Origin of the sequence: Clostridium thermobutyricum DSM 4928 (assembly GCF_002050515.1) — a bacterium.
In the GTDB taxonomy this organism is placed as follows: domain Bacteria; phylum Bacillota; class Clostridia; order Clostridiales; family Clostridiaceae; genus Clostridium; species Clostridium thermobutyricum.
Window position 1 is genome coordinate 30,856 of sequence record NZ_LTAY01000023.1, and the last position, 12,634, is coordinate 43,489.

Sequence of the window (12,634 nt, forward strand, 5' to 3'; positions counted from 1 at the left end):
AAAATTTTTTCTTACTCAAAATAGACTGTAGATATATTTATTTTTATATAATTTATCTACAGTTTTTTTATTAACTTTACTTACTAATTCTTAATTCATACAATAAAGCACTAATTTTATGAATTTATTTTTATAATTTGTGCTTTTATCAAATAAAAATATTCTTTTAAGTTTTAGTTAGTTTGATTAATTATGTTCATATCCTATGAATTTTGTCCAAAGATTCAATTAATTTTGATCTTATTTTATTGAACCAAATTTTATTAGTAATATACTATTAATTGAAGATAATTATCATTAAAAATTTAACATTACATAATAATAAAAACATACATAGCTCAATAATAGATAATTATCCTTAAAAATTTAAAGTACATAGGAGAAACGCATGAATAATTCAACAACACAAAACAGCTTAGCAAAAAATCTTGCTTGTGCTGGATTGCTATTAGCTATAGGTTTAGTATTACCATACTTTTTTATGAGTTTTTGTAAAGAAGTGGGTACTATATTTTCCCCAATGGATTTAACAGTATTACTTGCTGGACTTATATTAGGATGGAGATATGGTCTAGTGTTAGGTATAATTACACCTATAATTTCTAGTTTCTTAACAGGAATGCCTCCACTACCAATAGCAGTAACTATGATGTTTCAATTGGGAGTAATGGGACTTATAACTGGACTACTTAGAAATAAAGTAAATAGATTACTTAATTTAATTATTGCAGAAATTATAGGAAACTTCCTTTATGCAATATTATTCGTAATATTTATGGGATTACCTACTCATAAATTCTGCCACTTACTTTTTGTAGTTTTCGTTATTGGTTTACCTGGAATAATACTACAATGGATTATAGTTCCTTATTTATCTAGAGTTTTAAAGAAAGCAGGAATTTACAATGGATAAAATGAAAGATTTTTTTAACAATTTAGCAGAAGATTGGGATAATCACTCAAAAGGTGATCCTGAAAAAATGGAAAGAATTTTTAAGACAGCAGAACTTAAAGATAATTCAAAAATATTAGATATTGCTTGTGGTACTGGTGTATTAGAAGAGTTTTTATTAAAACATAATCCCCATTCAATTTTAGCTGTAGATTTATCAGAAAAAATGATAGAAAAAGCTAAAAGCAAATATAAGGATCCAAAAATAACTTTTTTATGTGAAAATGTATTTAACTTAAAAAATGAAAAATTTGATTTTATAATTGTATATAATGCATTTCCACATTTCTTAGAACCTCAAAAATTTATTGAACATATTTCAACATTATTAAATGAAAATGGTCAATTTGTAATATGTCACGGTATGGGAAGAAAACATCTAAACGACCATCATAAAAGAACTGCTAATGAAATTTCATTAGGTCTTAAACCAGCTTCTGAAGTAGCTGAATTAATAAGTTCTCATTTTAATATTAAAAGTGTAATAGAAGAAGAACATATTTATATAGTATATGGTACAAAAAAATAATAATTTATATTAATCTATAAAAAAACTATTTCAAAATAGAAATTTTTCCCAATTGAAATAGTTTTTTATATAATATCTACAACTTTATAAGTTTCTCTTTATAGACTTATTTAACCTTTTTAAAGCATTTAATGAATCCTCTGACTTTATAAGACAATTAGACATTTGAATATTTACATATGTATTTTTTAATAATACTGTCTCAAGCCTTCCTTCTGAATAGTAGTCTTTATATTTAGCTCCACTTTTAAATACTTCTTCCATTTGATTTAATATCTTTTCTATTTTAGAAATATTTTTTAAAATAAATCTCCTATCTATTTTCTCTTCATTAGTTATTGATAATAAAACTGATTCATGTCCTAAAAGAGTAGTTAGCTTATTATTATTGAATATAAATGCTTTTAATATCCTTAGCTCTTCTTCATTACAAGTTGGGTCATTATGAATTTGCATTTTACCACTTATTAAATAAGATAAATATACAAGTTCTCTTACTTTTATAGGATTATATTCTCCATCTAATATATTTTTAAGTTCGTTTACCATTTGCCTATTAATATCTATAAGCCTAAAAATCATATTTTCCATCTCATAATAATTTTTATTTCTTAAAATAAATCTGTTAGCAAATAAAACTATAAGTATTGATATAGTTGTATATAAAAGTCTTAAAAATATAACTTTATAATCACCAGATGTTTCTCCAAGTGTTGAAATACCAATAGCATAACAAGTTATATAAGTTGTTAAAAGAGTAAAATCTGCATATGAATACATAAGGAATGTACTTACCCCTATAATTATTATATGAGATGCTGTTGACTTAAATATAAAGAATAACACAGAGCATAATATAATTCCCATTACAGTTCCTTTAAACCTTTGAGCTGCCTTTTTCTTGCTTTCCTCATAGAAAGGCATTAAAAGAAGAAATATCGTCATAGGAATCCAATAGCTCTTTTCAAGATGAAAAGCTCTTATAAATGTAAATGATAAAGATAATAAAATTCCCATTCTTATTGCAAATCTCAATTTAAAACTATTTAAACTTACTCTATAATGATTAATTTTCTTAAAATCTATAAAGAAATCTTTAGAAGTTTCCTTTAATGATTTTTTACTTTTATCTTTAAAATATTGGAATATTTCAATAGCGTATTCTAGAAGAAATACAAAATAATTATTTAAATCTTCATCTGAAAATTTTTCTTCAATCAAAAATTTATTTATTGATAATATTATTTCATCATATTCATTTTTTGAAAAATTCTCATTAATACCTATAAATAAATCAGATAAATTTTTAAAATATTCTTTATTATCATTTAGAAGATATTTCCTTTGAAGAACATCATTTGTAATATTATTCAAATGTTGAAAAAGTATAACAAAAGCATAAAACTTTGATTTCTCACTTAAATAAATTACTCTATTCATATCTCTACATATTTCAAATAACTCATATTTACTTTTATTAAAGTCTATTTCTTCTCCTTCTGATAAAGTTTTAAATTGGTCTGATACATTTAAAAAACCATCTTTTATTAATACTACTATTTTTGAAGTAACAAACTTTGGCATAGTTATTTTAAGCACTATATATAAAACTAAATATGAAAAAGTTATTGCAAGTAATCTTAAAGGAATTTTATCAAAAGTAGTTGGAAACAGTTGTAAAAATACAAATGCCATTAAGTATGGAAAATAACTACTTGGATTATACTCATCAGTTAAAAGATAAGTTAAAACAATTCCTCCTATTAAATTTATAATTAAAGAGTTTAAAACTGTAAGTCCAGCAATAGATGCTATAATTCCTATAAATAAATGTAGAAAGAAAGGCTTTATGTGACTCTTATCTACATCAACATATCCTTTCATCCTTATATACATTAAAGCCATATAAGGCGCAATAAGCACATTATCAATACCAAAATATATGTATAAAACAGGCAATAAAATAATTGATATAATTGTTGGAGCTAAACTTGCTCTACACATATCCTTTATGTAATCTAAACTTAAAAATGGTATTTTCATAAATTATATTCTCCCTTCTTTAATTTTTATATGAAATAAATAAAATATATTTATTGTTAAATTTTTATTCAATTATCTTCTATATTTTTATTTATTTTGTAATTCTACTCATACATTATAAGTGAAAAAAATATAAAAGCTAGTCCTAATTTATTACTTCTAAAATTAATTTATTATATTTCATAATATCTTTAAAATTAAAGACTTTGAGCGACTATTTTCTATAAAAATTTTTAAATTTTAAATAAAATATAAAGTTAATTTTTTAACTAATTAACAATATAATTTTATAATCTTATCTTTCATTATAAAAGGCATCTAGAACTACTAATCTAGATGCCTCTTTAATTTATATTGTTTAGTTAGATTAGAAATTCAGTAAACTCTAACTAATTCTAGTTATTATAAAAATCTTTAATTTACCACTTATAATATTATTTATCCTAATAATTATTTAATGTTATTAAAAGATTTAATTCCTCTATATTCAGCTAAATCACATAAATCATCTTCAATTCTTAATAATTGATTGTATTTAGCAACTCTTTCACTTCTTGCAGGAGCTCCTGTTTTTATTTGACCTGCATTAACAGCTACTGATAAATCAGCAATAGTTGTATCTTCTGTTTCTCCTGATCTGTGAGAAACAACAGCTGTATATCCTGCTCTATTAGCCATTTCTATTGCATTTAAAGTTTCTGTTAAAGTACCAATTTGGTTTAATTTTATAAGAATAGAGTTAGCAACTCCTAATTTAATTCCTTTTTCTAATCTTTCTGTATTAGTTACGAAAAGATCATCTCCTACAAGTTGAACTTTATCTCCTAATCTTTCAGTTAACAGCTTCCAACCTTCCCAGTCTTCTTCTGCCATACCATCTTCTATAGAGATTATTGGATATTTATTTACCCAGTCTTCATAGAATGAAACCATTTCTTCTGGAGTTAATTCTTTTCCTTCATGTTTTAGTACATATTTACCATTTTCAAAATATTCAGATGAAGCAGCATCTATGGCTATAAACATTTCTTCTCCAGCTTTATAACCAGCTTTTTCTATAGCTTCAAGAATGACTTCTATTGCTTCTTCATTTGATTTTAAGTTTGGAGCAAATCCACCTTCATCTCCTACACCAGTTGAATATCCTTTTTCTATTAATATTCCTTTTAATTTGTGATATACTTCAGAACAGCTTTGTAATGCTTCTGAAAAACTTCCAAGTCCTACAGGCATAATCATGAATTCTTGTAAGTCTACTGAGTTATCAGCATGTTCTCCACCATTTAAAATATTCATCATTGGAACTGGTAATACTTTTGAATTTACACCACCTATGTATCTATATAATGGCATATCTACAGCATTTGCTGCTGCTCTAGCTACTGCTAAAGAAACTCCAAGTATTGCATTAGCTCCAAATTTACTTTTATTTTTAGTTCCATCTAGTTCAATTAACTTTTTATCAATAGCTACTTGATTTAATACATTCATTCCTATAAGTTCTTTTGCAATTTCATTATTAACATAACCTACAGCTTTTTTAACACCTTTTCCTAAGTATTCTTTTTCATTCTTATCTCTTAATTCTAGAGCTTCAAAAATACCTGTAGATGCTCCAGATGGCACAATTGCTCTTCCAAAACTTCCATCACTTAAATGAACTTCAACTTCTACTGTTGGAAAACTTCTTGAATCTAACACTTGTCTTCCTATAATATTTGTAATTTCAATAAATTGTTTCATAATAAACTCCTCCTTTTATTTTGAAATATGTACTTTATTATTTATAAAACTATTTAAATCTTCTAAAATTAAATTAATTTATAAATTATTATTTAAATAGTATAATAATCATTTTTATTATTACTATGTAAGATAGATTTTATTTAAAAGAATTCATAATGTATTCTATCTTTATCTACTTTTAAATTTTCTAAAGCTTCTTTTACTGTATCTATAAATCCTTTATTTCCACAGAAGAAAAATTCACCATCTAACGGAAGATTATTTTTAATCCACTCTTCTGATATTCTTCCTTGAAAATCATAATCTATACCTAATTTTTCATTATTTAAAGGTCTTGTAAAGAAAATATTTACTTTTGTATTATTTGAATTTTTATATGATCTTACATCCTCTAAAAAACATTCTGAATCTTTATTTCTTAAAGAATATATAAAATATGTATCTTTACTATCATCAATATCTTTTAACATTGAATAAACTGGCGTAACTCCAATTCCTCCACCTAAAAGAACTATAGGTCTATTAATTTTTTCTTTTTCTAATTTAAAATTTCCTTTAGGCATCATTACTTCTAGTAAATCACCTTCTTTTAAATTTTTATCTAAATATGTAGTTAACTTTCCACCTTCAACTATCTTTATAGTTACTCTATAAAAATCATCTTTTGGTGTTGATGATAAACTATACATTCTTACTACTTTTTTAATCTCATCATCTTCTGTTTTTACTTTTATTCCAATAAATTGTCCTGGTTTCATTTCTGCAAGACCTAAATCATCATTCCCCTTTAAATATAATGATATTATGTCTTTGCTTTCATAAACCTTTTTATATACAACAAAATCTCTAAATCCATTCCAAGTGTAATTTTCTACTCTATCTAAAACTTCGTTCATTATTTATTTCTCCTTATCTTAAATTTAGTAATTTTATAAAATTTAATTCATAAATCTTTATCAAAATAGTCTGATTTTAAAATACAATTTGATAAAGAATTTATATTTTGAATAATTGTTATTCATTAACCTCATTTTAAACTATTTTTTATTTCTTATCAAATCGCTCTGAATTAATATTAGATTAATTTAAACATTTATTCTTCCTTATGCTATTATATTATCAACGCTCCTTTATTTTTTATGTGATTCTAATCATTTATTCAAAAATAATTTATTACAATTCATATAAAAGGACTTTAACTTTTAGCTAAAGTCCTTTTTCATTTCCTATATATAATTTATTTTATTAATATGTTTGATTCCATAAAGAGAAGTATGCTTGTGGATGTAAACAAGCTGGACATTTAAGAGGAGCTTTTTTTCCTTCAAATATATATCCGCAGTTTTCACATTTCCATAAAGTATTTGGATCTTCTCTTTCAAATACAATTCCTTCTTCAATATTTTTTGCTAAAGTATTAAATCTATTCTCATGTCTAATTTCTGCTTCTGCTACTTTTTTAAAACATGCTGCAACAGCTAAAAACCCTTCCTCTTCTGCTTCTTTAGCAAACTTAGGATATAAAACTGATTGTTCTTCATGTTCTCCTGCAGCTGCAAATAATAAGTTTGTTTTTGTATCTTCTGGAACTTCAATTGGATATGAAGCTGTTATTTCAATTTGTTCTCCATTTAAATCATCTTTTAAAAATTTATAAAATCTTTTTGCATGTTCCTTTTCGTTTTCAGAAGTTTCTAAAAATATATTTGCCATTTGAACATATCCTTCTTTTCTAGCTACACTAGCAAAATAAGTATATCTAGTTCTTGCTTGGCTTTCACCTGCAAATGCTTTCATTAAATTTTCTGCTGTTTTTGTTCCTTTTAAACTTTTCATATTTTACTCTCCTTAAACCCCTTTAATATTAACCTTTATATTTTATATATAATAAAAACTTTCCTATTGTTACTTTATTTGTCTCAAAATTCAATCCTATAAATAAAATTCCTATCATATTGCATTTCTACAATCTGATAGGAACTGTATTTTTCAATTACTAAGATTCAAAATTAATTTCTAACTCTTATATCTATAATATTTTATTGTATAATTCCATTTATTTATTTTTAAATATAAAGCCTTCTAATGATTCCTTATTTAAAATAATTAATTTTTTTCCTTTTAATTTAATAATCTTCTCTTTTTCATAACTAGATAATTTTCTACTAATCGTTTCTCTAGTAACTCCACAATAATTCGCCATTTCTCCACGATTTATAGGAAGATTTATTGATATTTCTTCACCTTCTTGTGATTTATATTTATCTAAAAACTCTAGAAGCATACATGCAATCCTAGAATTTATATTGTTTTCAGATAAATTTGCTGTTAGGTTCTGTAAATGAATTACTTTATTGCTCAGTCCATTTAATAATTTAATTAAAATAGATGGATTATTGTTAATAAGCTTGTCTAAATCAGATTTATTTATCTCAAATACTTCACTTTCATTAATTGCTATAGCAGATACTTTACTAGTTTTCTCTTTTCCGAACACATTTACCTCTCCTGCTAAATCTCCAGAATTAAGTATATTAATTATTTGTTCTTTTCCATTTGAAGTACTTTTTATTAATTTTAATGCCCCTTTACTCACAATAAAAATACTTTCAATAGTTTCACCTTCTAAAAATAGCTTTTCCCCTTTTTTTAAATTAATATGTTTCCTTAATTCTATTACTCCATTTAATTCTTCAAGGGTAAGTGATTCAAAAATGTGATTTTCATTTTCTCGTGAGCCAAAAATAACTTTTTTATTGTTATTTTTCACTTGCATATTGACCATCTCCTTAATTAACTTTTAAAACATTATAATATCCTATAGATATAAGAAATTTAATTGTAAAATTTTGTTCTTTCATAAAATATATTATAATATTAAAATCATATTCAAACCATCTAAAGAGTTTTTATTTAAATCAATTTCATATAAATTTAATTTAAAATATATTTTTATATTTTAAAAATTTCAAAATTACTATTATTCTTAACACTAAAATTTGGATAATAATATTTAAATTTCATAGAAGTAAGAACTATAAAAATAACAACAACTATAACTATAATAGTATTTCTTTTTAATTTAATCCTCAAAAAATCACCTCATTAATATTTTTTCCAAAAATGTATATTTATATGAATCTTTTTGTATTTATTCTCAGTCTAATTGATGTAAAATGAAGGTGTACACTTAGAAAGAGAGGAAATATGGGAACTTTAATAGGTATTTTAGGGAGTATAAAAAAATCATATGATGAAAAAGAGATTATTATTCTTAAAGCAATTCGAGGAGATGACAAAGCTTTTTTAAAGCTTATGAAAGAAAATATATTTTATGTAAAGAATCCTACGGAATTGGAAATTATCCAACTATAATTGATGAAGGAAATGATATTTTCACTATTAAATTTGAAAATGTACCTGAAAATACAAAGGTTATATTAGGGAATCTTCCTCTTGTAGACATAGTTGAATTTAAAAATGAAAGTTTAAAGATAAAATAAAGATAAAAAGCCATGTAATCTTTAGATAATAAGATTACATGGCTTTTGTGAAATATCTTTATTTATATAACTTGTATTATATAAACCTTATGAATATTTATTATAAAATTTATAAATGTTTATAAATTGTATAATCCCTATTATAAATCTTCTAATATTGTATTAATTTCATAAATAATATTTAAGCTTTTAAAGTTTTCTAATTTAATAAAACACTTATTAAATAAATTTTTTATTTAAAATCTTTATTTAATAAATCGTTTTCTTTTTCAAAACGATTTGCTAAAGCTCCATATAATGTCCAACCAAATAACGCAACTACTCCACCATATAACATAGCTTGTGCCCCTGAGGTATACATTGCATAAAGACTATATACTCCAGCTAAAAATGTTATTATGCTTGGAATTAAAGCCTTCTTTCCTTTTATTCCTGCACATTTTTGTATTACTGGCACTGCTGCCATTGATAATACATATGGTATCATATTCGTTACTATTGATAAGTTTACTATTGTTTCAAATTCTTTATTCAATGTTGGACTTATTGTAAGTAATGCAAATAAACTTTGAAGAATACATAATATTACTAGCCCTACAACTGGAACATCTTTCTTTGATACTTTTTTAAATATTTTAGGAAAATAATTTTGACCAGCTGAACTTTTGAAAACTTGACCTAATGTAAATTGCCAAGCTAATAAAGAACCAAAACATGCTAGTACCATTATTCCTGTAACTATTTTACCTATAAGTGGAGTAAACATTGTAGCAAATACTAATCCAAATGGTGCATTAGAATTAGCTAATAAATGTCCTGGAACAATTCCTTGTATTATACTTGTAGATACTATATATATAATTCCAGCTCCAATAGTTCCACCTAAACATGCTATAGGAACATCTCTTTGAGGATTTTCAACAGCTTCCATATTAGCTGAAGCTGATTCTAAGCCTAAAAATGCCCATAATGTTATGGAAATTGATTGACTTATACCATGAAATAATCCTAAATGATGTGGGTTCCAAGAAGCTGCAAATAATGATGGACTAAACCAAAACCATCCTATTATACAAAATATAATTACTGGACCTATTATTCCCCAAATTGTAAAAGAACCAATTATTCCTGTTATTTTGGCACTGAAAAAATTAGGAATAGTAGTTAACCAAACAACTAATATTACACATGCAGTATTCATTGCTGGTGAAAGTTTAATTCCTAAAAAAGTTAAAGCATATCCAACTATTGTTACTGCAATTGCAACATTAGCTATGGTACAGGCTATTGCATATCCATAGTTAGCCATAAAATTTCCTGATTTTCCGAATGTATATTCTGAATAGCCACCCATACCTCCATCTCTTTTACTAAACATTCCACACCTTGCAAATCCATATGCAAGTGCTGTTGCTCCTATTGTTGTTATAATCCATGATAAAATTGACATTGTCCCAACTTGTGCTAGATCCGCTGGTAACATTATAAGACCTGAACCAATCATATTTATAGCAGTTATCATTGTTAACTGCCAAACATTCATTTTAGTTTTCGTGCTTCCCATAATATTTGGTTGATAAAACCTATAAATATATTAAATTTCACTCCAAACTTATTAAATTATTTCTTGCACCTTATAAATTATATATATTTTATAATCTTTTTAATCTATTTAAATTTTACTAATTATATTTAAATTACAATTATATTTAAGATCTATCAACCTCTTCACCTCCAATTTAAATAAATTAATTTTAATTTAAGTTTAGCTATATTTTAAATATAAATTACTATAAAATCATATTTAAAATATAGCTTTTAAAAATATATATTAATAAATTATTGTTGTTCCTTTTTCTCCTTTAAGGACTTCCATTGCTTCATCTAAAAATCCAATTATAGCTTTGCTTTCTTTATTAGAAATAACAAACTTTTTACATGCTTCTATTTTAGGTAGCATACTTCCTTCTGCAAATTGATTTTCTTCAATATATTTATCAATTTCAGCTACTGTGACTTTTTCTAATTTTTTTTCATTTTCTTTATTATAGTTTATACATACATTGCTAACAGCAGTAAGTATCATAAGTACATCAGCTTCTAGAATTTCTGCTAATTTTTCAGCTGCGAAATCTTTATCTATTACAGCTGATATTCCTTCAAATTTAGAATCCTTCTTAATTACAGGGATTCCTCCACCACCACAAGCAATAACAATGTCTCCAGCATCAACTATTCTTTTAATTGATTTTTTCTCAACAATATCTATTGGCTTTGGAGATGGAACTACTCTTCTATATCCTCTACCAGAATCTTCTTTTAAAATATATCCATTTTTCTTTTCAAGAATTTCTGCTTCTTCTTTAGTATAAAATGAACCTATAGGTTTAGTTGGATTATTAAAAGCTGGATCATTTTCAGAAACAACTACTTGAGTTATTATAGTTTCAACATTCTTATCTATATTACGGTTAGAAAGTTCTTCTAAAATTGCATTTTGTAAATGATATCCAATATATCCTTGTGAAAAAGCATCACATACATCGAATGGGAATAATACATTCCCTTCATCAGTTTTATGAGCAGTTTCTATACTTGATACTATTTGTCCTACCTGAGGTCCATTTCCATGTACTAATGAAATTTGATGTCCTTTTTCAATTAAATTAACAACTGCTTTTGCTGTCTTTCTACAACTTTCTAGTTGTGCCCTTGAGTCTTTTGAATTTTTATCCATTTGCAAAGCATTTCCGCCAAGTGCTATTACAATTTTCATAATTATTCCTCCTTTCTAACTTAAAAATATAATTTATCTTAATGTTGCAACCATTATAGCTTTAATTGAATGAAGTCTATTTTCTGCTTCATCAAATACTACTGAATTATGGCTTCTAAATACCTCATCTTCAACTTCTCTTATATCTAATCCCATATTTTCTTTTGCTTCTTTAGCTACTTTTGTTTCAAAGTTATGGAATGATGGTAAACAATGCATAAATAAAGTTTCTGGATTATTAGTTTTACTAAACATTTCTCTAGTTACCTTATAATCAGTTAATAAATCAACTCTTTCTTTCCACTTATCTTCTTCTCCCATTGAAGCCCAAATATCCGTGTAAATAACATCAGCTCCATTTACACCTTCAGCTATATTATCAGTTATTTCAATAACTGCTCCTGTTTCCTTTGCCATTTCTCTAATTTCATTTAATTTTTCTTGTGATGGGAATAATGCTTTTGGTCCTAACCCTACAAAATGCATACCTGTTTTTGCAGCTCCATACATTAATGCATAACTCATATTATTTCTTATGTCTCCTACAAAAACTAATTTAATTTTATTTAATGGCTTATCAACATGTTCTTCTATTGTCATAAAATCAGCTAAAATTTGAGTTGGATGATCATCATCAGTAAGACCATTCCATACAGGAACTCCTGAATATTTAGCTAAATCTTCAACTGTTTTTTGTGCAAATCCTCTAAATTCTATACCATCATAAAATCTTCCTAATACTTTTGCAGTATCTTCTATTGATTCTTTTTTGCCCATTTGAGAATTAGTTAAGAAAGTAACATGTGCTCCTTCATCTTCTGCTCCACATTCAAATGCACATCTAGTTCTAGTTGATGTTTTTTCAAATAATAAGCAAATATTTTTACCTTCTAATATATTTCCTTTTATTCCTGCTAATTTTTTTTCTTTTAAGCTATGAGATAAGTCTAATAAATATCTAACTTCATTTGGTGTAAAATCCTTTAATGTTAAGAAACTTCTTCCTTTTAAATTTACTGGCATAATAATCTCCTCCTAAGTTTATAAAAATTTTTTTATTTAAATTCCATTTTCTTTTATTTTCA

Annotated in this window: 12 protein-coding genes; 3 read left to right on the forward strand and 9 right to left on the reverse strand. The window is 25.2% G+C overall.

Features of this window, described 5'->3' with window-relative positions:
• The first annotated feature begins 388 nt into the window (after positions 1 to 388).
• Together CLTHE_RS03145 and CLTHE_RS03150 are read left to right on the forward strand one after the other, a co-directional pair.
• Positions 389 to 913 carry an ECF transporter S component gene (locus CLTHE_RS03145; RefSeq protein ID WP_080021960.1) on the forward strand — a complete coding sequence of 175 codons (525 nt, stop codon included), beginning with the start codon at positions 389 to 391 and terminating at the stop codon, positions 911 to 913.
• On the forward strand, positions 906 to 1,481 hold the full coding sequence (locus CLTHE_RS03150) for a class I SAM-dependent methyltransferase (RefSeq protein ID WP_080021961.1): 576 nt from the start codon (positions 906 to 908) through the stop codon (positions 1,479 to 1,481). The genes CLTHE_RS03145 and CLTHE_RS03150 overlap by 8 nt, the downstream gene beginning before the upstream one ends.
• A gap of 84 nt (positions 1,482 to 1,565) precedes the next feature.
• Here the strand turns inward: CLTHE_RS03150 and CLTHE_RS03155 are convergent, their stop codons facing one another.
• The 6 genes from CLTHE_RS03155 to CLTHE_RS16625 form a co-directional block, all read right to left on the reverse strand.
• Entirely contained in the window at positions 1,566 to 3,524 is a 1,959-nt protein-coding gene (locus CLTHE_RS03155; RefSeq protein WP_080021962.1) for an FUSC family protein, read from the reverse strand.
• A gap of 450 nt (positions 3,525 to 3,974) precedes the next feature.
• Complete coding sequence (gene eno / locus CLTHE_RS03160) at positions 3,975 to 5,267, reverse strand: phosphopyruvate hydratase (protein WP_080021963.1); 1,293 nt, start codon at positions 5,265 to 5,267, stop codon at positions 3,975 to 3,977.
• Positions 5,268 to 5,410: 143 nt separating this feature from the next.
• On the reverse strand, positions 5,411 to 6,166 hold the full coding sequence (locus tag CLTHE_RS03165) for an FAD-binding oxidoreductase (protein WP_080021964.1): 756 nt from the start codon (positions 6,164 to 6,166) through the stop codon (positions 5,411 to 5,413).
• Between the two features lie 349 nt (positions 6,167 to 6,515).
• Positions 6,516 to 7,106 carry a rubrerythrin gene (rbr, locus tag CLTHE_RS03170; protein ID WP_080021965.1) on the reverse strand — a complete coding sequence of 197 codons (591 nt, stop codon included), beginning with the start codon at positions 7,104 to 7,106 and terminating at the stop codon, positions 6,516 to 6,518.
• A gap of 220 nt (positions 7,107 to 7,326) precedes the next feature.
• Positions 7,327 to 8,046, reverse strand: coding sequence for a Crp/Fnr family transcriptional regulator (locus CLTHE_RS03175; RefSeq protein ID WP_080021966.1), 720 nt, complete (start codon positions 8,044 to 8,046; stop codon positions 7,327 to 7,329).
• 176 nt (positions 8,047 to 8,222) lie between these two features.
• Positions 8,223 to 8,363, reverse strand: a complete 141-nt coding sequence (locus CLTHE_RS16625) for a hypothetical protein (protein WP_158082649.1) — start codon at positions 8,361 to 8,363, stop codon at positions 8,223 to 8,225.
• Between the two features lie 114 nt (positions 8,364 to 8,477).
• Here CLTHE_RS16625 and CLTHE_RS03180 point away from each other — a divergent pair, with 114 nt between their 5' ends.
• A complete protein-coding gene (locus tag CLTHE_RS03180; RefSeq protein ID WP_207651189.1) occupies positions 8,478 to 8,645 on the forward strand; it encodes a hypothetical protein in 168 nt (55 codons plus the stop codon).
• 360 nt (positions 8,646 to 9,005) lie between these two features.
• Here the strand turns inward: CLTHE_RS03180 and potE are convergent, their stop codons facing one another.
• The 3 genes from potE to argF form a co-directional block, all read right to left on the reverse strand.
• Positions 9,006 to 10,337 (reverse strand): putrescine-ornithine antiporter, encoded by a 1,332-nt coding sequence (gene potE / locus CLTHE_RS03185; RefSeq protein WP_080021967.1) that lies wholly within the window; start codon positions 10,335 to 10,337, stop codon positions 9,006 to 9,008.
• A gap of 267 nt (positions 10,338 to 10,604) precedes the next feature.
• Positions 10,605 to 11,549 (reverse strand): carbamate kinase, encoded by a 945-nt coding sequence (arcC, locus tag CLTHE_RS03190; protein WP_080021968.1) that lies wholly within the window; start codon positions 11,547 to 11,549, stop codon positions 10,605 to 10,607.
• Positions 11,550 to 11,582: 33 nt separating this feature from the next.
• Positions 11,583 to 12,572: an ornithine carbamoyltransferase gene (gene argF, locus CLTHE_RS03195; RefSeq protein ID WP_080021969.1), complete on the reverse strand. Its 990-nt coding sequence runs from the start codon at positions 12,570 to 12,572 to the stop codon at positions 11,583 to 11,585.
• Between the last annotated feature and the right edge of the window lie 62 nt (positions 12,573 to 12,634).

Bases quoted from the DNA above. Each gene is read 5' to 3' on its own strand.
- CLTHE_RS03145 (WP_080021960.1), top strand. From the start codon at position 389: ATGAATAATTCAACAACACAAAACAGCTTAGCAAAAAATCTTGCTTGT.
- CLTHE_RS03150 (WP_080021961.1), top strand. From the start codon at position 906: ATGGATAAAATGAAAGATTTTTTTAACAATTTAGCAGAAGATTGGGAT.
- CLTHE_RS03155 (WP_080021962.1), bottom strand. From the start codon at position 3,524: ATGAAAATACCATTTTTAAGTTTAGATTACATAAAGGATATGTGTAGA.
- eno (WP_080021963.1), bottom strand. From the start codon at position 5,267: ATGAAACAATTTATTGAAATTACAAATATTATAGGAAGACAAGTGTTA.
- CLTHE_RS03165 (WP_080021964.1), bottom strand. From the start codon at position 6,166: ATGAACGAAGTTTTAGATAGAGTAGAAAATTACACTTGGAATGGATTT.
- rbr (WP_080021965.1), bottom strand. From the start codon at position 7,106: ATGAAAAGTTTAAAAGGAACAAAAACAGCAGAAAATTTAATGAAAGCA.
- CLTHE_RS03175 (WP_080021966.1), bottom strand. From the start codon at position 8,046: ATGCAAGTGAAAAATAACAATAAAAAAGTTATTTTTGGCTCACGAGAA.
- CLTHE_RS03180 (WP_207651189.1), top strand. From the start codon at position 8,478: ATGGGAACTTTAATAGGTATTTTAGGGAGTATAAAAAAATCATATGAT.
- potE (WP_080021967.1), bottom strand. From the start codon at position 10,337: ATGGGAAGCACGAAAACTAAAATGAATGTTTGGCAGTTAACAATGATA.
- arcC (WP_080021968.1), bottom strand. From the start codon at position 11,549: ATGAAAATTGTAATAGCACTTGGCGGAAATGCTTTGCAAATGGATAAA.
- argF (WP_080021969.1), bottom strand. From the start codon at position 12,572: ATGCCAGTAAATTTAAAAGGAAGAAGTTTCTTAACATTAAAGGATTTT.